This is a genomic window from Ensifer sp. 22521 (assembly GCF_052044795.1).
Classification (GTDB): Bacteria; Pseudomonadota; Alphaproteobacteria; order Rhizobiales; family Rhizobiaceae; genus Ensifer.
On sequence record NZ_JBQENM010000009.1, the window covers coordinates 50,019 to 67,304 of the forward strand.

18 protein-coding genes are annotated in these 17,286 nt (G+C 61.6%); 6 read left to right on the forward strand and 12 right to left on the reverse strand.

Annotated elements, in window-relative coordinates; translation table 11 throughout:
• Positions 1 to 155 precede the first annotated feature (155 nt).
• The 3 genes from metG to ACTJKE_RS15350 are packed head-to-tail and all read left to right on the forward strand — an operon-like array spanning position 156 to position 3,339.
• Entirely contained in the window at positions 156 to 1,709 is a 1,554-nt protein-coding gene (gene metG, locus ACTJKE_RS15340) for a methionine--tRNA ligase (protein WP_057256045.1), read from the forward strand.
• Between the two features lie 12 nt (positions 1,710 to 1,721).
• Entirely contained in the window at positions 1,722 to 2,501 is a 780-nt protein-coding gene (locus tag ACTJKE_RS15345; RefSeq protein ID WP_058328207.1) for a TatD family hydrolase, read from the forward strand.
• A gap of 1 nt (position 2,502) precedes the next feature.
• Positions 2,503 to 3,339 carry an MBL fold metallo-hydrolase gene (locus ACTJKE_RS15350; RefSeq protein ID WP_057256049.1) on the forward strand — a complete coding sequence of 279 codons (837 nt, stop codon included), beginning with the start codon at positions 2,503 to 2,505 and terminating at the stop codon, positions 3,337 to 3,339.
• Positions 3,340 to 3,371: 32 nt separating this feature from the next.
• Here the strand turns inward: ACTJKE_RS15350 and ACTJKE_RS15355 are convergent, their stop codons facing one another.
• The 3 genes from ACTJKE_RS15355 to ACTJKE_RS15365 all read right to left on the reverse strand — a co-directional run bounded on the left by ACTJKE_RS15355 (position 3,372) and on the right by ACTJKE_RS15365 (position 5,541).
• Positions 3,372 to 4,319 (reverse strand): phosphoribosylaminoimidazolesuccinocarboxamide synthase, encoded by a 948-nt coding sequence (locus tag ACTJKE_RS15355; RefSeq protein ID WP_057256106.1) that lies wholly within the window; start codon positions 4,317 to 4,319, stop codon positions 3,372 to 3,374.
• A gap of 242 nt (positions 4,320 to 4,561) precedes the next feature.
• Positions 4,562 to 5,290, reverse strand: a complete 729-nt coding sequence (locus ACTJKE_RS15360; RefSeq protein ID WP_440638702.1) for a sulfite exporter TauE/SafE family protein — start codon at positions 5,288 to 5,290, stop codon at positions 4,562 to 4,564.
• 113 nt (positions 5,291 to 5,403) lie between these two features.
• Entirely contained in the window at positions 5,404 to 5,541 is a 138-nt protein-coding gene (locus ACTJKE_RS15365) for a hypothetical protein (RefSeq protein WP_162728119.1), read from the reverse strand.
• 334 nt (positions 5,542 to 5,875) lie between these two features.
• On the opposite strand from ACTJKE_RS15365, the gene ACTJKE_RS15370 reads away from it, so the two are divergent.
• Positions 5,876 to 6,298: a DUF4864 domain-containing protein gene (locus ACTJKE_RS15370; RefSeq protein ID WP_112996164.1), complete on the forward strand. Its 423-nt coding sequence runs from the start codon at positions 5,876 to 5,878 to the stop codon at positions 6,296 to 6,298.
• Positions 6,299 to 6,331: 33 nt separating this feature from the next.
• Here ACTJKE_RS15370 and tgt read toward each other — a convergent pair whose 3' ends face one another.
• The 5 genes from tgt to coaD form a co-directional block, all read right to left on the reverse strand.
• A complete protein-coding gene (tgt, locus tag ACTJKE_RS15375) occupies positions 6,332 to 7,462 on the reverse strand; it encodes a tRNA guanosine(34) transglycosylase Tgt (protein ID WP_057250314.1) in 1,131 nt (376 codons plus the stop codon).
• Positions 7,463 to 8,545, reverse strand: coding sequence for a tRNA preQ1(34) S-adenosylmethionine ribosyltransferase-isomerase QueA (queA, locus tag ACTJKE_RS15380; protein ID WP_440638686.1), 1,083 nt, complete (start codon positions 8,543 to 8,545; stop codon positions 7,463 to 7,465). It lies immediately after the preceding gene.
• Between the two features lie 73 nt (positions 8,546 to 8,618).
• Complete coding sequence (locus ACTJKE_RS15385) at positions 8,619 to 9,128, reverse strand: peptidylprolyl isomerase (protein WP_057250311.1); 510 nt, start codon at positions 9,126 to 9,128, stop codon at positions 8,619 to 8,621.
• A 22-nt stretch (positions 9,129 to 9,150) separates the two neighbouring features.
• A complete protein-coding gene (locus ACTJKE_RS15390) occupies positions 9,151 to 9,723 on the reverse strand; it encodes a peptidylprolyl isomerase (protein ID WP_058328208.1) in 573 nt (190 codons plus the stop codon).
• Between the two features lie 35 nt (positions 9,724 to 9,758).
• Positions 9,759 to 10,253, reverse strand: a complete 495-nt coding sequence (gene coaD, locus ACTJKE_RS15395) for a pantetheine-phosphate adenylyltransferase (RefSeq protein WP_057250308.1) — start codon at positions 10,251 to 10,253, stop codon at positions 9,759 to 9,761.
• Between the two features lie 359 nt (positions 10,254 to 10,612).
• Between coaD and ACTJKE_RS15400 the strand changes: the two genes are divergently transcribed.
• Positions 10,613 to 10,741 (forward strand): hypothetical protein, encoded by a 129-nt coding sequence (locus tag ACTJKE_RS15400; RefSeq protein ID WP_255571450.1) that lies wholly within the window; start codon positions 10,613 to 10,615, stop codon positions 10,739 to 10,741.
• Positions 10,742 to 10,876: 135 nt separating this feature from the next.
• Here the strand turns inward: ACTJKE_RS15400 and ACTJKE_RS15405 are convergent, their stop codons facing one another.
• The 3 genes from ACTJKE_RS15405 to ACTJKE_RS15415 form a co-directional block, all read right to left on the reverse strand.
• Positions 10,877 to 12,289, reverse strand: coding sequence for an MATE family efflux transporter (locus ACTJKE_RS15405; RefSeq protein ID WP_110878586.1), 1,413 nt, complete (start codon positions 12,287 to 12,289; stop codon positions 10,877 to 10,879).
• A gap of 142 nt (positions 12,290 to 12,431) precedes the next feature.
• On the reverse strand, positions 12,432 to 13,754 hold the full coding sequence (locus ACTJKE_RS15410; protein ID WP_440638690.1) for a TCR/Tet family MFS transporter: 1,323 nt from the start codon (positions 13,752 to 13,754) through the stop codon (positions 12,432 to 12,434).
• 166 nt (positions 13,755 to 13,920) lie between these two features.
• Positions 13,921 to 14,829, reverse strand: coding sequence for a LysR family transcriptional regulator (locus tag ACTJKE_RS15415; protein ID WP_057250302.1), 909 nt, complete (start codon positions 14,827 to 14,829; stop codon positions 13,921 to 13,923).
• Between the two features lie 119 nt (positions 14,830 to 14,948).
• Here ACTJKE_RS15415 and ACTJKE_RS15420 point away from each other — a divergent pair, with 119 nt between their 5' ends.
• Positions 14,949 to 15,941 carry an aldo/keto reductase gene (locus ACTJKE_RS15420; RefSeq protein ID WP_440691947.1) on the forward strand — a complete coding sequence of 331 codons (993 nt, stop codon included), beginning with the start codon at positions 14,949 to 14,951 and terminating at the stop codon, positions 15,939 to 15,941.
• A 61-nt stretch (positions 15,942 to 16,002) separates the two neighbouring features.
• Here the strand turns inward: ACTJKE_RS15420 and ypfJ are convergent, their stop codons facing one another.
• Complete coding sequence (gene ypfJ, locus ACTJKE_RS15425) at positions 16,003 to 16,941, reverse strand: KPN_02809 family neutral zinc metallopeptidase (RefSeq protein ID WP_093235850.1); 939 nt, start codon at positions 16,939 to 16,941, stop codon at positions 16,003 to 16,005.
• Positions 16,942 to 17,286: the final 345 nt, after the last annotated feature.

Consider the following 17,286-nt stretch of genomic DNA (forward strand, 5'->3'; position numbering starts at 1 on the left):
CTGTTTTGTTCTAGGTCGCGCATGCGGATTATGCAAGGCTGGCAGCGCCAGCGGCGACCTCTCCGACCGGGCTTTTCGCGGATCGCATGTTTCTTCCTTGCGGCGTATGCGCTAAGAGCGTGCGTAGCTTAATCCGAGATAGATCGAATCCGCCTATGAGAGACACGTCCCCTTTCTACATCACCACCGCGATTTCCTACCCGAACGGCCGGCCGCATATCGGCCACGCCTATGAGTTGATCGCGACGGATGCCATGGCGCGCTACCAGCGCCTAGATGGACGTGACGTGTTCTTCCTGACCGGCACCGACGAGCACGGCCAGAAGATGCAGCAGACGGCACGCAAGGAAGGCGTGACTCCGCAGGAACTGGCCGACCGCAACTCCGCGGAATTCCAGAAGATGGCCGTGCTATTGAATGCGTCCAACGACGACTTCATCCGCACGACCGAGAAGCGCCATCACGATGCGTCGCAGGACATCTGGATTCGCATGGGCGAGGCGGGCGACCTCTACAAGGATTCCTACGCCGGCTGGTACTCTGTGCGGGACGAAGCCTACTACCAGGAGAACGAGACCGAACTGCGCGACGATGGCGTCCGCTACGGCCCGCAGGGAACGCCCGTCGAATGGGTCGAGGAGCAGAGCTACTTCTTCCGCCTCTCCGCCTATCAGGACAAGCTCCTGAAGCACTATGAGGAAAATCCTGATTTCATCGGTCCGGCCGAACGCCGCAACGAGGTGATTTCGTTCGTGAAATCGGGCCTCAAGGATCTCTCGGTTTCGCGCACCACCTTCGACTGGGGCATCAAGGTTCCGAACGACCCGGCGCACGTGATGTATGTCTGGGTCGACGCGCTGACGAACTACATCACCGCGACCGGCTATCTCGACGATCCCAAGGGTCCACGCGCCAAGTTCTGGCCAGCCAACATCCATGTGATCGGCAAGGACATCATCCGCTTCCACGCAGTCTATTGGCCGGCTTTCCTGATATCGGCCGGCCTGCCGCTGCCCAAGCGCGTCTTTGCCCATGGCTTCCTGCTCAACAAGGGCGAGAAGATGTCGAAGTCGCTTGGCAACGTCGTCGATCCGTTCAATCTGGTCGAGCATTTCGGTCTGGATCAGATCCGCTACTTCTTCCTGCGCGAAGTCTCCTTCGGTCAGGACGGCAGCTACAGCGAGGAGGGGATCGCGACCCGCATCAACTCCGATCTCGCCAACGGCATCGGCAACCTGGCGAGCCGCTCGCTGTCGATGATTGTCAAGAATTGCGACGGCCAGGTCCCGGTCTGCGGTACCCTGACCGACGAGGACAAGGCGATGCTGGCGGCCGCAGATGCGCTGCACGAGATCACGCGCGACGAGATGGGCAAGCAGATGATCCACCGGGCGCTGGCCGCGATCATCGCCGTCGTCTCCGAGACGGACCGCTACTTCGCCGGCCAGGAGCCCTGGGCCCTGAAGAAGACCGATCCGGCCCGCATGGGAACCGTGCTCTATGTAACGGCGGAAGTGGTGCGCCAGATCGCCATCCTCTTGCAGCCCTTCATGCCGGACTCGTCGGCAAAGCTGCTCGACCTGGTGGCGGCGCCCGCCGACAAGCGCGACTTCGCAGCCCTCGGCGAGGCGGGACGTCTCGTGTCGGGCACGCCGCTTGAAGCGCCGAAGCCGGTGTTCCCGCGCTACATTGCACCGGAAGCGCAATAAGGCACTTTGAGCATGCTGATCGATACCCATTGCCATCTGGATTTTCCCGATTTCGAAGCGGAGCGTGACGCCATCGTCGCGCGGGCGCATGAGGCGGGTGTCGAGCAGATGATCACGATCTCGACCCGCGTGAAGCGGTTCGAGACGATCCTTGCGATCGCTGAGGCCTATCCGAATGTCTTCTGTTCCGTCGGCACGCATCCGCACAATGCGGATGAGGAACTGGACATCACGACTGAAGATCTTGTCCGGCTGTCGGTGCATCCGAAGGTGGTCGCGATTGGCGAGGCGGGTCTCGACTATTTCTATGACAACGCTCCGCGTGACGCCCAGGTCGAAGGCCTGCGCCGGCACATTGCCGCAGCGCGCGAAACCGGTTTGCCGCTCGTCATTCATAGCCGCTCGGCCGACGAAGACATGGCGGCGATCCTGACCGAGGAAACAGGGAAGGGGGCCTTCCCTTTCCTTCTGCACTGCTTCTCGTCCGGCCCTGACCTCGCGCGTATCGGCGTCGAGCTCGGCGGCTACGTCTCCTTCTCGGGCATCCTGACCTTTCCGAAATCCGAAGAGTTGCGCGAGATCGCCAAGACCGTGCCGCACGACCGGATGATCGTCGAGACCGACGCGCCTTATCTCGCGCCGAAGCCGTTCCGCGGCAAGCGCAACGAGCCGGCCTATGTCGCCCATACGGCTGCCGTGCTCGCCGAAACGATCGGTGTGAGCAACGAGGAGATCGCTAGGATCACCACGGAAAACGCCTTCCGCATCTTCTCCAAGATGCCGAGGGTCTGACGTGGCGTTCCGGCGCGCCTTCACCATTCTCGGCTGCGGCTCGTCGCCGGGCGTGCCGCGCATCACCGGTGACTGGGGCGCCTGCAATCCGGACAATCCGAAGAACCGGCGCATGCGCGCCGCTTTGCTGGTCGAGCAGACCGCGCCCGATGGTGGCAAGACGACCGTCGTCATCGACACTGGTCCGGATTTTCGCGCGCAGATGGTTGCAGCAGGGGTGCACCACATCGATGCGGTGCTCTACACCCATTCCCATGCCGATCATCTGCATGGCATCGACGATCTGCGCGGTTATGTCATTGAAAACCGGAGGCGGGTGCCGATCTGGGCCGATGCCTATACGATGGGGCGAATCCGCGAGGGATTCGGCTATTGCCTGGAATCACCGCCCGGCAGCGGTTACCCACCGATCGTCGAGCCGCGGATCATTCCCGACGATCTATCGCCTGTGGTGATCAACGGTGCCGGCGGGCCGATCCCGTTCCGGCCGCTGATGCAGTTTCACGGCAACATCCATTCGCTCGGGTTCCGAGTCGGCGACTTTGCATATTGCAGCGATGTCAGCGACTTTCCCGCCGAAACCGTCGCCAAGCTCGACGGTCTCGATCTGCTGGTTCTCGACACCCTGCAGTATAAGTTCCACCCGAGCCATCTGTCGCTAGTGCAGTCGCTCGGCTGGATCGCCAGACTGCAGCCGAAGCGGGCGGTACTGACGCACATGCATGTGCCGCTGGATTACGACACGGTTCAGGGCGAAACGCCCGATCATATCGAGCCAGCCTACGACATGATGCGGCTCGAATTCGACGTCGGCGATCCGACGTCTGGTGACGCGTAAATCAGATTAGCATTCTTATCTAATATACGGATTCACTTGGAGAAATAGGGCGCCAGATTGGTGCGGATACGCTCCAGAACCGATGCGCCTGAAAGGTCCGGGACAAAGCGCTGACCGGTGATCGTCTCGAAAGCCTCGATATAGACCGCAGATGTCTGCTCGATGAGATCGACTGGAATTTCTGGGATCGGATCCTTGTAAGGGTCGCAGCGCGCGGTGACCCAGGCGCGCACGAAATCCTTGTCGAAGCTTTTCGGGCGCTCGCCGCGTTCGAAGCTCTGCTGGTAGCTGTCGGCGATCCAATAGCGGCTGCTATCGGGCGTATGGATCTCGTCGGCAAGAATGATCGTGCCGTTTTCGTCGGTACCGAACTCGTATTTGGTGTCAACGAGGATCAGGCCACGTTCGGCGGCGCGCTGCTGGCCACGGGCAAACAGAGCCAGCGCATATTGCCAGACCGTATCCAGCTGCTCTTTCGTCAGCAGTCCTTGCTCGAGGATCGCTTCGGCCGATAGCGGCTCGTCGTGACCGCCGTCGAAAGCCTTGCTGGTGGGCGTGATGATCGGCTGCGGCAGCTTCTCGTTGTCGCGCATGCCGTCCGGCAAGGTGATGCCGTACATCTCACGTTCGCCATTGCGGTACTTGGTCAGGATCGAGGTGCTGGTGGTGCCGGCAAGATAACCGCGCACGACGACCTCAACCGGCAGAATGTCGAGCCGCTTGCCGATGACGACATTGGGGTCCGGATAGCTGACCACATGGTTAGGGCAAATGTCGGCGGTTTCCTCGAACCAGTAGCGCGCGGTCTGCGTCAGCACGTGACCTTTGTTCGGGATCGAGGTCAGGATGACGTCGAAGGCGCTCAGCCGATCCGTGGCGATGATGATACGGTTGCCATCGGGCAGATCGTAGTTTTCGCGAACCTTGCCTTTGTAGCGGTTTGGCAGTTCTGGAATGAAAGCATCTGAAAGAACGCGCAATTCGCTCATCACATCTGGCCTTGAAAGTGGTGCTTCGGTGCTGGAACGCTAAGCAGGCCGGAAAGGCCGGGTCAAGCGCGGCAAGGCAAGGATCAGCCGCAATCCATGTTTTCCGGCATATCCGATAGTTCCATAATCTATCTTATGTGATCATTGTGTGTGTGTAGCCGCAAAGTTAAAGTGTCCTGATCCTGCAAAGTTGGAATGTCACTCTCCCCGGGGTTTTGCTGACCTGGGAGATTTCAGCTTGCGGCGCCCCATAGCAGGCTTGCGCCCGTGCCAAGCAAAAGCGCGTCCATAACGTGCCTGAACGTTTCAGGTGTGAGGCGAAGAAGAAACGGCTTGGCCAGCAGCGAACCAACCATCAACGATCCGCCGACCGTCAATCCCTTTGCCAGCGTGGCAAACGGCAGCGCGCCGAAACTCTGGAATGTGAGCGTCTTGGTGATGTAGATCGTCAGCGAGGCTGCGGCTTCGGTGCCAATGAAGCTCCCCTTCGTCAATCCATACCCCAGGAACACCGGAACGGATATGGGGCCGGTAGAAACAACGATACCCGTCAGGAAGCCGATGATGGCTCCGGCAAAGGCCAGGTGCCGCAAGCTCAGTTGCCGCAAATATGCGGCACACCGTCGACGCATCGGGATCATGGCCAGGAAGAAAATTCCAATGGTTGCATCCACCACGTGTGGAGGCAGAACAAGCATGGTCCGCGCGCCCAATGCCGCCGCCGGTATCCCGGTTGCTGCATAGGCCGCAACCGCGCGCCAATCGACGGAGCGCGACCATACAAGAATGCGCGAGACATTTGCCATCACCGCCGCCACCGCCACGATCGGGATCGCTTCCTTCGGGCCATAGACGTACGTCAAGATTGGCAAAAGCATGATCGAGGATCCCGTCCCGATGATGCCACTAATGACCCCGGCAACAAGACCAACGATGAGGACAAGAAGCAATTCAGGCTCCATCAGTTTCCGACCCATCGCGGATAGAATCCGAGTTTCCTGATTCTGAAAAGCGCGAACGCCACCCTCGCCGGTGGTTTGCAGAATGCCTGGCGGCGGGCTGCTCTGCGTTGCTGTCATTCCAGTTTCTTGGTGAGGCGCTCAGCAGACCCGAACTCAGTCGCCACCTTTCCCGCATGCTGAAAGCCGAGAGCGCGATAGAAGGAAACCGCATGGCCACCGGGTGTGACGCACAGCGTGTTCACGCCAGCCATTGCGGCGCGCCGCTATGAAAACGGCATCGACTTCCGCAAGACCCGCCGATATCGGCAGCATAGTGCAGAAGCCGACGACCTGAGGCCTTAAAGCTTGCGCCACTTCCAACGCCATTTTGGTGATCGGGCAGCCCTGCCCGATCAGCCAATGCTGCATATCACCAACTTATGATATATAAAGTATATTATTCGAAATGCTTTTTAATCAATTGATTTTCATTGTAAATACCGAACGGAATTTGGATTGAATGGCGCATGCCTGGCGGGCACGACCATTTCCAAAGCGCTCGGCCATCCTATGCTCATCTTAGCTGGCTTGGATGGAGAGAACGCGATGTTCAGGACCTTTGCCATTGCCCTCGGACTGACGACCCAACTTTTCACTGCATGTGCCTCTCGCGCCGATGAACCTGTCGATACCGCACGCGCGATCATTCAGGAGCAGATCGCGGCCTTTCTGCATGATGATGCAGAAACCGCCTATTCCTTCGCCTCACCCGAGATCCGCGGCAAGTTTCCGGACAAGGCCGCCTTTTTCGACATGGTCAAACGCGGCTACCGGCCCGTCTATCGGCCCGGCAATTTCGCCTTTGGCCGGTCGAAGGTCGTTGGCGATCAGGTCCTGCAGGAGGTGTTGATCTCGGCCCCTGATGGCAAGGACTGGACGGCAATCTACCAACTGGTGAAGCAACCGGACGGGAGCTACAAGATCAACGGCGTCATGATGCTGCAGGCAGCACCGGGGCCGGCGATCTAGGCCCTGCACAAAGCGCCAAGCGTCCTCCAACCGTCAGACCGGCGGAAGGTCCCCTCGCCGCCAGGTTTCCTGGGTTTCCGCCATGAAGTCGGCGAAGCGACCTTCGTCGATCGCCAGACGGATGCCGGCCATGAGCTCCTGGTAATAGGCCAGGTTATTCCAGCTCAAGAGCATGCCGCCGAGCGACTCGTTCGAACGGATCAAGTGATGCAGATAGGCGCGCGAATAGTCGCGCGCCGCCGGGCACGAGGATTCTTCGTCGAGTGGGCGCATGTCTTCGGCGTGCCGCGCATTGCGCAGGTTGATGCGGCCATGACGCGTGAACGCGAGGCCATGGCGCCCCGAGCGGGTCGGCATCACGCAGTCGAACATGTCGATGCCCTCGGCCACCGACCGCAGGATATCATCGGGCGTGCCGACCCCCATGAGGTAACGCGGCTTGTCCACCGGCATGATCGGGCAGGTAATGTCGAGCATGCGCAGCATCACTTCCTGCGGCTCGCCGACGGCCAGACCGCCGACAGCGTAGCCCTTGAGATCGAGCCCCTTCAGCGCCTCGGCCGAGCGTTCGCGCAGCTTTGGAATGTCGCCGCCCTGCACGATACCGAACATCGCCTTGCCTGGCTGGTCGCCGAAGGCCACCTTGCAACGCTCTGCCCAGCGCAGCGACATTTCCATCGCGCGCTCGATTTCCTTGGGCTCGGCCGGCAGCGCCACGCATTCGTCGAGCTGCATCTGGATATCGCTGTCGAGCAGGCCCTGGATCTCGATCGAGCGTTCCGGCGACATGTGGAAGAGCGCGCCGTCGACATGGCTCTTGAAAGTGACGCCCTGCTCGTCGAGCTTGCGAAGGCCCGCAAGCGACATGACCTGGAAGCCGCCGCTGTCTGTGAGGATCGGTCCCTGCCAACGGATCAGGCCGTGCAGACCGCCGAGCCGTGCGACGCGCTCGGCGCCGGGGCGTAGCATCAGGTGGTAGGTATTGCCGAGAATGATGTCGGCGCCGAGATCCTTCACTTGGTCGAGATACATCGCCTTGACCGTGCCGACCGTGCCAACCGGCATGAAGGCCGGCGTGCGGATCGTGCCGCGCGGCATGGACACTTCGCCGCGACGGGCCTTGCCGTCGGTCTTGTGAAGCTTGAACTGGAAGGTCTCGGTCATCTAGTCTTTCCGGAAAAGCAGGCTGGCGTCGCCATAGGAATAGAAGCGGTAGCCGGTTTCGATCGCATGTGCGTAAGCCGCGCGCATAGTTTCCAGGCCTGAGAAGGCCGAAACCAGCATGAACAGCGTCGATTTCGGCAGATGGAAATTGGTCATCAGCATGTCGACGGCGCGAAAGCGGTAGCCGGGCGTGATGAAGATGCCGGTCGGCCCGGACCACGGCTTGACGATACCCTCTGCCGAGGTCGCGCTTTCGATCAGCCGGAGCGAAGTCGTGCCGACGCAGACGATGCGGCCACCCCTCGCCTTCACGGCGTTCAGCCGCTCGGCGGTGCGGGCGTCGACGTGGCCGATCTCCTGGTGCATCACATGGTCGTCGGTGTCGTCGGCCTTGACCGGCAGGAACGTGCCCGCCCCGACATGCAGCGTCACAAAATGCCGTTCGATGCCGGCCTCGTCGAGCTTGGTGAAGAGACGGTCGGTGAAGTGCAGTCCGGCGGTGGGCGCGGCTACGGCGCCCTCCTCCCGGGCATACATCGTCTGGTAATCGGCGCGATCCTGGGCGTCCTCGGCGCGCTTGGAGGCGATGTAGGGCGGCAGGGGAATGTGGCCGACCGCCATGATCGCCTCGTCGAGCGACGGGCCCGAGAGGTCGAAGCGCAGCGTCACCTCGCCGGCATCGCCCTTTTCCTCGACCGTCGCGTCGAGTGTGCCCAGCAGGCAACTCGAACCGCCATGGCCGAAGGCGATGCGGTCGCCGACCTTGAGGCGCCGCGCCGGGCGGGCAAAAGCCTTCCAGCAATCGGGTGCCGTGCGCATGTGCAGCGTCAGCGAAACCGGTGTGGTGATCTCCTCGCCGCGGCGGCGGATGCCTTCCAGTTGCGCCGGAATCACCTTGGTGTCGTTGAAGACCAGTGCGTCGCCTTCCCTGAGGAACGACGGCAGATCGAGCACACCTTTGTTGGACAGAACTTCCGCGCCATCAGGGCGAACGACAAGCATGCGGGCGCTGTCGCGCGGGCTTGCGGGCCGAAGCGCAATCGAGGTTTCCGGAAGGTCGAAGTCGAACAGGTCTACGCGCATTGTTATCTTCAGACAAAAGCAAACCCGCCCCGGCGCAGTTGGCGACCGGGGCGGGTCCGTGCATTAGCGCAAATCAGGCGTCTGCGGCAACCCGCATCGTGACGATCGAGTCGGGATCGCGCACGGGTTCGCCGCGCTTGATCTTGTCGACATTGTCCATGCCTTCGATGACCTGGCCCCAAACGGAGTACTGCTTGTTGAGCCAGGGGGCATCGGTGAAGCAGATGAAGAACTGCGAGTTTGCCGAGTTCGGCATCTGGCTGCGGGCCATCGAGCAGGTGCCGCGAACGTGGCTGACGTTCGAGAATTCGGCCTTCAGATCCGGCTTGGAGGAGCCGCCCATGCCGGCACGCGCCGGGTTGAAGTGCTCGCCGCCGGTCTTGCCGTACTGAACGTCGCCGGTCTGCGCCATGAAGTCCTCGATCACGCGGTGGAATACCACGCCGTCATAGGCACCTTCGCGAGCCAGTTCCTTGATGCGGGCGACATGACCCGGAGCGACGTCAGGCAGAAGCTCGATGACGATCTTGCCCTTGGTGGTCTCCATGATGATCGTGTTTTCCGGATCCTTGATCTCGGCCATGGGTTTTCTCCTTCTGTTGACTTTACTTGCCGACCTTGACGCTGATCATGCGGTCGGGATCGGTGACGGAGCCGTTGTTGGCATCGTCGCCGAGCTTGATCTTGTCGACGTTCTCCATACCCGAAACGACCTTGCCGACGACCGTGTATTGGCCGTTCAGGAAGTCGCCCGGTGCGAACATGATGAAGAACTGCGAGTTGGCGCTGTTCGGATCCTGCGAGCGCGCCATGCCGACCGTGCCGCGTTCGAACGGAACGTCGGAGAACTCGGCCGGCAGATCCGGCTTCGACGAGCCGCCGGTGCCGGCAGCCTGTGGCTGGTAGCCGTTTTCCATATCGCCATACTGCACGTCGCCGGTCTGGGCCATGAAGCCCTTGATCACGCGGTGGAAGGCAACGTTGTCATACTCGCCGGCGGCGGCAAGCGCCTTGATCTGCTCGACATGCTTCGGGGCAATGTCCGGACGCAGTTCAACGACGACCGGCCCATCCTTGAGCGTGATCGTGATGAAGTTGTCGGCCGATTGCGCGATCGCCGTTCCCGTCCAGGAGGCAAGCGCAAGGGCGCCGGCAAAAGCGAGGTGGAGGATTTTCATGGTTTCTCCCTGCGTGGTGTAAAGAGGGCCGCGCCTCAAGCGCGGCGTTTGGCCTGCAGTGCTTGGTAAACTGCCGCGGGCACGAAGGCGCTGACGTCACCGCCCATGGCCGCGATCTGGCGGACCAATGTGGCCGTAATGGGCCGCGACGCCGTGCCTGCGGGCAAGAATAGCGTCTGGATGTCGGGGGCCATCTGCCGGTTCATGCCGGCCATCTGCATTTCGTAGTCGAGGTCCGTGCCGTCGCGAAGCCCGCGCACAAGCAGTTTCGCGCCGCGCGCGCGTGCCGCGTCGACGACCAGATTGTCGAAGGCGACGACGTCGATATCGCCGGCCCGGTCGGGCAGGAATTCCTGAAGCGAGCGACGGATGAGTTCGGCGCGTTCATCAAAGGTAAAAAGCGGCGCCTTCCCCGGGTGGATGCCGATTGCGACGATGACCTTCGCCGCCACGTTCAGCGCCTGCACGAGTACGTCGAGGTGGCCGTTCGTCATCGGATCGAAGGAGCCGGGATAAAATGCCGTGGTCATCGCACCTGTTTCCGTTTGGTGAAGCCTTTTGTCACGGACGGCGACGGATCGCAAGAGTTGTGCCGATGGCTAGAGCTGTTCCCTGGGAAACAGCGGGACAGAAAGAATGAATGCTAAATGAATGCCATGTTCAACGGTGCTTCACACGCAGAACGCTAGTGTAGCGCAGTAAACAACGGAACTTTTCGAACGTACTGCCGTTTAGGATGCGAAAGGATTACGGCTATGGGACTTGCTCTGTTTTCGATGGCGATGTTTTTCGCGATGCTGTTTGCGACGATACATGGACTTCGCAATGAGTCCCGTGCCCGGCGCGAGCAATTCGTGACCCAGAAGATCTTCCGTTGATGGAGGGCGTCATGGCCACCCTGTTCATGATCGCGGCAGCGGTCATCAGTTTCGTTTTTTTGATCGATTTTGCCCGAACGATACGCGACCTCCAGCGCGATCGCCAGGGTTCGGAGCGGCTTGACGGTTTCAACGTCTAGCGGTTTCGAGGCTTCGTAATCGAAGCTTGGTAGTAGGCGACGCCGTTCCCTTCCCCTGAGGCGGTCGCCATTGTAAGCCGGACGGCATCCCCTGCCCGTCCGGCTTTTTCTTTGCCCGTAGCCTGGAGCCTATCGCTAAATCGCGGTCTGTCTCGGGGGCGTGGTCGAAATCGCGCCGATCATCCGGAAGAAGCGCCAGTTCAAAAGCACGGCGGCTGCCGCGAGCCCGAGGACGAAGCCGAACCAGACGCCCATGCCACCGAAATTGAACGGAAAGGCGAAGGCCCAGGCGCAGACGAAGCCGATCGGCCAATAGGAGATCAACGCCAGCAGCATCGGCACCTTGGTGTCCTTCAACCCGCGCAGCATGCCGGCGGCGATCGCCTGCATGCCGTCGACGAGCTGGAAGGCGCCGGCAATGACGATGAGCGGCGCGGCGAAGGCCAGTACTGCCGCGGCATCCGGGCGGTTGGTGTCGAGATAAAGGGCGGCGAGATGGCTCGGGAACAGGGCAAAGATCGCGCTCCCGACGACGGCAAAGCCCGCACCGAGCACGAGTGATGCAACCGCCGCGCGCCGGACGCCCAGCATGTCGTTTCGGCCGTAGGCAAGGCCGACACGCACCGTGGCGGCTTGCGCGAGCCCGAGCGGGATCATGAAGGCGAGTGAGGCGAACTGCAGGGCGATGCCGTGCGCGGCAAGTTCAATCGTGCCGATCGTGCCCATCAGCAGCGAAGCGACGGTGAAGAGGCTCACTTCGGCAAGGATCGTCAGCGAGATCGGAATGCCGAGAGACACGACCTCCCAGAACGCCGTCCAGTCAGGCCGCCAGAATCGGACGAACAGTTCGTACTGGTTGAGCTCAGGCTTGCTCTTGATGTAGCCGATCGTCAGCGCCGCGCCGAGCAACGCAACGCCAAGAGCGGCCACCGCCGCCCCGAAGATGCCGAGCTGCGGGAAGCCGAAATGGCCGAAGATCAGCACGTAACAAAGAGCGGCATTGAGCACGAGCGTCGCCAGCGTCACATAGAGAATGATCCCTGCCCGCTCGAGGCCGCTCAAGAAGGCTCTGAGCACCATGAAAATCAGGCCGGGAAAGATCGCCCACTGGGCGATGCGGATGTATTCCCCCGCAAGGGCTGCGACCTCGGGTTGCTGACCGGCGAAAAGCAGGATCGGTTCGGCCATCCAGAGCACTGGCGCCGTCAGCACCCCGTAGAGCAGCACGACCCACATGCCCATGCGCACGGAGCGGCGTACCGAAACCTTGTCGCCTCGACCAACGGCCTGCGCTGCCATCGGAACCACCGCGTTGGCAAAGCCGTTCCCGAAAACATAGACGGTGAAATACATCTGCGTCGCGAGAATGATTGCCGCGAGTTCGGTGGCGCCGAGCTTGCCCACCATCAGGACGTCCGTCGTGTTGATCGCGAGCTGGGCGAGCTGGGCGCCGATAAAGGGCACGCCGAGATAGAAGCTCGCGCGATAATGCATCCGCCAGGAGTTGTCGGTCGTCAACGGCTTCGGGCTCGCATTCGCGGTCAGCATGGCAGATTCCTGGCGGTCGATGCGGCCTCGGCCGCAACTAAAGGTCGGAGGGAGGAAAACCGGAGATAGAATACCCCCGGGCAAAGAGCCAGCCGCAAGGGCGAGGTTGCTCAAACTTTCATCGATAGATCACGAAAATTGATCAATTTCCGTGCATTCGTGGCTGTTCGATCCCTTCAGCCTCTTCCGCTGCTGCAACCGCAGCCGCAGCCGGCTCGATAGCCTCCTCCAGCCCTTGCGGTCCGACCGCCCTGCTTCTGGGTATCTTCAACAGGAACACGACGAGCGCGCCGACGAGGAAGCAACTCGCGAGCGCATAGGGCGCACCGGCGAAGGCAACGGGAGCGCTAGGGCTGGTGAAATAGCCGAAAGCCTGGGTGAAGATCAGCGGGCCGATGATCGTGGTGATGCTGCCGATGCTGGTCAGCGCGCCCTGAAGCTCTCCCTGTGCCGATGGCGGCACGTGGGCGGCAGCGATACTGCGCAAGGGCGGATCTGCGAGGCTTTCGAGCGCGGTTGCGATGATCACCGCGTAGATCATCCACCCCTGCCAGGCACCGGCATAGCCAATGGCGCCAAGGGTGGTGAAGGTCAGTCCCAGCACCGCCGTCCGCCACTCGCCAAGCCGTGGCACGACGCGCGGCAGTATGATGGCCATGACGAACGCGCCGCCGATGCCGAAGATACCGAGAGATAGCCCGATCTGCCCCTCGCTCCAGCCATAGCGGTAGTTGGATACGAAGGACCAGACCGCCGGATAGACGGAGTGGGCGAGCCAGAAGAGAAAGAAGACGAGCCCAACCCAGCCGATGCCTGGGTAGTTGCGCATCTGCTTGAGGGCGCCGAGCGGATTGGCGCGCTTCCACTCGAAGCGACGGCGATTGGCGCGATCCAGCGTCTCGGGCAGCAGAAATACGCCGAGAATGAAATTGACGAAGGAGAGCGCCGCGGCACCGTAGAACGGCACGCGTGGCCCCAATTCGCCGAGCAGACCGCCAAGCACCGGGCCGAGGGCGAAGCCGGTCCCGAAGGCGATGCCGATCAGCCCAAAATTCTTGGCGCGGTTTCCGTCATGGCTGATGTCGGCGATATAGGCCGATGCGGTGCCGAAACTTGCACCGCTGATGCCGGCGAGCACACGGCCGATGAACAGCATCCAATAGCTGGTGGCGAGCGCACAGATCAGATTGTCGAGTGCGAAGGTGAAGACCGATGCGAGCAGCACCGGACGGCGGCCGAATCGGTCGCTGAGGTTGCCGATCAGCGGCGCGAAGAGAAACTGCATCGCCGCATAAACGAGCAGCAGCCAACCACCGTCGATTGCCGCTTCGCTGATATCGGAGCCGGTCAGTTCCTCCAGATAGGTCGGCAGCACTGGAACGATGATCGCAATGCCGATGATATCCAGGAACAGGATGAGGAAGACGAGGAACAGGCCGCGTCGCACAAACTTCTCGTCGCGCATGCGATCCCTCCCCCGAGCGGCCTGCCCCGGGATGCGGGACAGAACGTGAACAACGCTACCAATTTAGGTGTAACGGATCATTTCGCGCGAAACAATCCGTGAACGTCTCAAATTATCTGATGGGACTATCGCAATGGTTGATGTGACGGGTGACGTGCATCTGCCTTCACCCGTTGTCGCGCCGCTGTTCAAGCTTCAAGAAATCCACGAAGGCGCGCAGCGGCGTCGGCATATGCCTGCGGCTCGCATAGTAGAGAAACGGTCCGGAAAAACTCGTCGTCCAGTCTTCAAGAATGGGCCGGAGCCGTCCTGCCGCGATGGCCGGGGCGACGAACTCCTCGAAGGTCCGGATGATGCCAAGCCCGTCAAGGGCAGCGCCGAGTTCGAGGTCGATCGTATTGGCGGTCACGACGGCAGGAGGCGCGATCGTCAGCGCCGCCTCCCCTTCACCGAACTCCCAGGGAAGAGAAATGCCGCTGGCGAAACGGTGGCGAATACAGCCATGGTCAAGCAGATCGCGTGGATGTTGGGGCACGCCGTGCCTGGCGAGATAATCCGGTGCCGCCGCGGTGACGTAGCGTTGCCGGCTCGGCCCGATCGGTATGGCGATCATGTCGCGCTCGACCCGTTCCTCATAGCGAACGCCAGCGTCGAAACCCGCCGCCAGAACGTCGACGAACCCATCTTCCGCCGTCACTTCCAAGGAGATTGCCGGATGCTTGCTGAGGAAGCGGCCGACGATCGGTGGTAGGATTTCGCGGGCAACGATGGTCGGGACATTCAGTTTCAGCGTTCCCGCCGGACTGTCGCGCATCTCGTTGACCTGATCGAGCGCGCCGGCAATCTCGCCGAGCGCCGGCGTCAGCCGATCCAGCAACCGCATGCCCGCCTCCGTCAGTGTCACGCTGCGGGTCGTGCGGTTGAGCAGGCGCACTTGCAGCTTGGCTTCGAGCCGTCGCAGCGCCTCGCTCAGCGACGACGCGGAAACGCCGCGCTTCTTGGCAGCGGCGCGGAAGCTGCGCGTCGCGGCAACGGCGGTAAAGGCATCGAGATCTGCAAGCGGCAGGTCGTTCATTGTGCGGAATTTCGTACAAGTCGTTCGATTGAGGTCGGATTATCGCACGACGCCAAAGGAAGTAAACAAGAGACCGATCAACGGCCGGCGGATTTCGGCCATGTCGAAGGAGAACGAGAATGGATTACGTTTCACTCGGAAAGACCGGCCCCTCGGTGTCGGCGCTCGGACTCGGCTGCATGGGCATGTCCGGCATGTACGGCCCGGCCGACCGTGCCGAAAGCATCGCCACCATCCACGCCGCGCTGGAGGCCGGCATCACGCTGCTCGATACCGGTGACTTCTATGGTATGGGCCACAACGAGATGCTGATCGGCGAGGCGCTGAAGGGCGGTAGGCGCGACAAGGCGCTGTTGAGTGTGAAGTTCGGCGCATTGCGCGATGCTGCGGGCAACTGGGCTGGCTATGATGGCCGGCCGAAGGCGGTTCGCAACTTTCTCGCCTATACGCTGCAGCGGCTTGGCGTCGATCATATCGACATCTATCGTCCCTCAAGGCTCGATCCCGACGTTCCGATCGAAGATACCATTGGTGCGATCGCTGACATGGTGAAGGGTGGATATGTCCGCCATATCGGCCTCTCCGAGGTTGGGCCCGAGACCATCCGCCGCGCCGCTGCCGTCCACCCGATCTCGGATCTGCAGATCGAGTATTCGCTGATTTCACGCGGCATAGAGAGCGAGATCCTGCCGACCTGCCGCGCTCTCGGTATCGGCGTCACCGCCTATGGCGTGCTGTCGCGCGGCCTGATCAGTGGCCACTGGCAGAAAGGCGCGGCTGGCAAGGGCGATTTCCGCGCCATGAGCCCGCGGTTCCAGGAGGGCAACATCGACAAGAACCTCGCCCTCGTCGAAGCGCTGAGGCAGGTCGCTGAAGAGAAGGGCGTTTCGGTGGCGCAGATCGCGATTGCCTGGGTAGCCGCCCAGGGCAAGGACATCGTGCCGTTGATCGGTGGACGCCGGCGCGACCGCTTGGCGGAAGCCCTCGCGTCGCGCGATGTCGATCTCAGTGCCGGCGATCTGGCGGTGATCGAACAGGCGGTTCCGAAAGATGCCGCCGCGGGCGCCCGCTATCCCGAGGCCCAACTCGCCCATATGGACAGCGAACGCTGACCCGACAAACGAAAGGGCCGGCAATCGTGCCGGCCCTGACGGTTTTCTTGTATAGAAGCGGCTAGACGGCGCCCGAGAAAGTATCGCAGGCCGACATCTTGCCGCTGTCGAAGCCACGCTTGAACCAGCGCATGCGCTGTTCGGAGGTGCCGTGGTTGAAACTCTCCGGAACGACGTAGCCCTGCATCCGCTTCTGCAGCGTGTCGTCGCCGATCTGGGTGGCGGCGTTCAGCGCCTCTTCGAGGTCGCCTTGCGAGAGCAGGCCCTTCTGCTCGGTAAATTTGCCCCAGACGCCGGCGAAACAATCGGCCTGCAGTTCGACACGCACCGACATCTGATTGGCTTCGGTTTCGCTCATCGACTGGCGCATCTGGTTGAATTTCGGCAAGACGCCGATCAGGTTCTGGACGTGGTGGCCGACCTCGTGCGCAACCACATAGGCCTGGGCGAAGTCGCCGGATGCATCGAACTTCTGGGCGAGTTCATCGAAGAAGCTCATGTCGAGATAGACCTTGTGGTCTCCCGGGCAATAGAACGGTCCGGAGGCGGCGGACGCGAAGCCGCAGGCGGAGCGCACCTGGCCGCGGAAGAGCACCATCTTGGGCTCTTCGTACTGTTTGCCGCTCGCCTGGAAAATGCCGTTCCAGGTATCCTCGGTCTCGGCGAGCACGGTCGCCATGAAAGATTTCATTTCCTCTTCCTGGGCCGAACCGCGCGGTGCCGGCGAGCCGTCACTCTGCTCGAAACCGGGCAACTGTACCTGACCGCCGCCACCTTCCAGCACCTGCAGCATGTCGATGCCCATGGCCTTGAGGATAAAGTAGAGGATGACGAGGAAGATGATCGTTCCGAAGCTCATGCCGCCGCCAGCGCGCCGCATACCGCCTCCGCCGCCCGGCATGCGGAAACCACCGCCGCGCCCGAACGGATTGCCGCCACCCGGGCTCGCGCCGCGCTGGTCTTCGATGTTTTCGGATTGGCGGCGGCCTTTCCATTCCATGATCTGTCCTCCCAGCCTCTGTAAAAAGGGCGTTGTCGGTTTGCTCTTTTATAAGATGCGCCCAACGTCGTTGTAAAACGCAATCGCCGCCCGTAAGTTCGCGATCTGGCCAAACTTTTTGCTGCGGCTGCTAGCTCCCGCTACGGATATCGGCAGCGAAAACTCCGCCGGCTGAAGTCTGCTCCGCTCTCCTTGACGTAAAGCCGCTTTGCCGCTCCTAAGCCACCCGCAGAGCGGGACGAGGCGGAGCCTTCGTGAAGGCGTTGCGGCTTGAAGGAATCGGTCGCCTCGGCGTGGAAGAAGTGCACAAGCCCCGGCCCGATCCGCACGACCGCTCGTCCGGGT

What these genes read in the sequence shown, in the direction of transcription:
- metG (WP_057256045.1), top strand. Translation starts at nt 156, where the DNA reads ATGAGAGACACGTCCCCTTTCTACATCACCACCGCGATTTCCTACCCG.
- ACTJKE_RS15345 (WP_058328207.1), top strand. Translation starts at nt 1,722, where the DNA reads ATGCTGATCGATACCCATTGCCATCTGGATTTTCCCGATTTCGAAGCG.
- ACTJKE_RS15360 (WP_440638702.1), bottom strand. Translation starts at nt 5,290, where the DNA reads ATGGAGCCTGAATTGCTTCTTGTCCTCATCGTTGGTCTTGTTGCCGGG.
- ACTJKE_RS15365 (WP_162728119.1), bottom strand. Translation starts at nt 5,541, where the DNA reads ATGGCTGGCGTGAACACGCTGTGCGTCACACCCGGTGGCCATGCGGTT.
- ACTJKE_RS15370 (WP_112996164.1), top strand. Translation starts at nt 5,876, where the DNA reads ATGTTCAGGACCTTTGCCATTGCCCTCGGACTGACGACCCAACTTTTC.
- tgt (WP_057250314.1), bottom strand. Translation starts at nt 7,462, where the DNA reads ATGACCGAGACCTTCCAGTTCAAGCTTCACAAGACCGACGGCAAGGCC.
- queA (WP_440638686.1), bottom strand. Translation starts at nt 8,545, where the DNA reads ATGCGCGTAGACCTGTTCGACTTCGACCTTCCGGAAACCTCGATTGCG.
- ACTJKE_RS15385 (WP_057250311.1), bottom strand. Translation starts at nt 9,128, where the DNA reads ATGGCCGAGATCAAGGATCCGGAAAACACGATCATCATGGAGACCACC.
- ACTJKE_RS15390 (WP_058328208.1), bottom strand. Translation starts at nt 9,723, where the DNA reads ATGAAAATCCTCCACCTCGCTTTTGCCGGCGCCCTTGCGCTTGCCTCC.
- coaD (WP_057250308.1), bottom strand. Translation starts at nt 10,253, where the DNA reads ATGACCACGGCATTTTATCCCGGCTCCTTCGATCCGATGACGAACGGC.
- ACTJKE_RS15400 (WP_255571450.1), top strand. Translation starts at nt 10,613, where the DNA reads ATGGCCACCCTGTTCATGATCGCGGCAGCGGTCATCAGTTTCGTTTTT.
- ACTJKE_RS15405 (WP_110878586.1), bottom strand. Translation starts at nt 12,289, where the DNA reads ATGCTGACCGCGAATGCGAGCCCGAAGCCGTTGACGACCGACAACTCC.
- ACTJKE_RS15410 (WP_440638690.1), bottom strand. Translation starts at nt 13,754, where the DNA reads ATGCGCGACGAGAAGTTTGTGCGACGCGGCCTGTTCCTCGTCTTCCTC.
- ACTJKE_RS15415 (WP_057250302.1), bottom strand. Translation starts at nt 14,829, where the DNA reads ATGAACGACCTGCCGCTTGCAGATCTCGATGCCTTTACCGCCGTTGCC.
- ACTJKE_RS15420 (WP_440691947.1), top strand. Translation starts at nt 14,949, where the DNA reads ATGGATTACGTTTCACTCGGAAAGACCGGCCCCTCGGTGTCGGCGCTC.
- ypfJ (WP_093235850.1), bottom strand. Translation starts at nt 16,941, where the DNA reads ATGGAATGGAAAGGCCGCCGCCAATCCGAAAACATCGAAGACCAGCGC.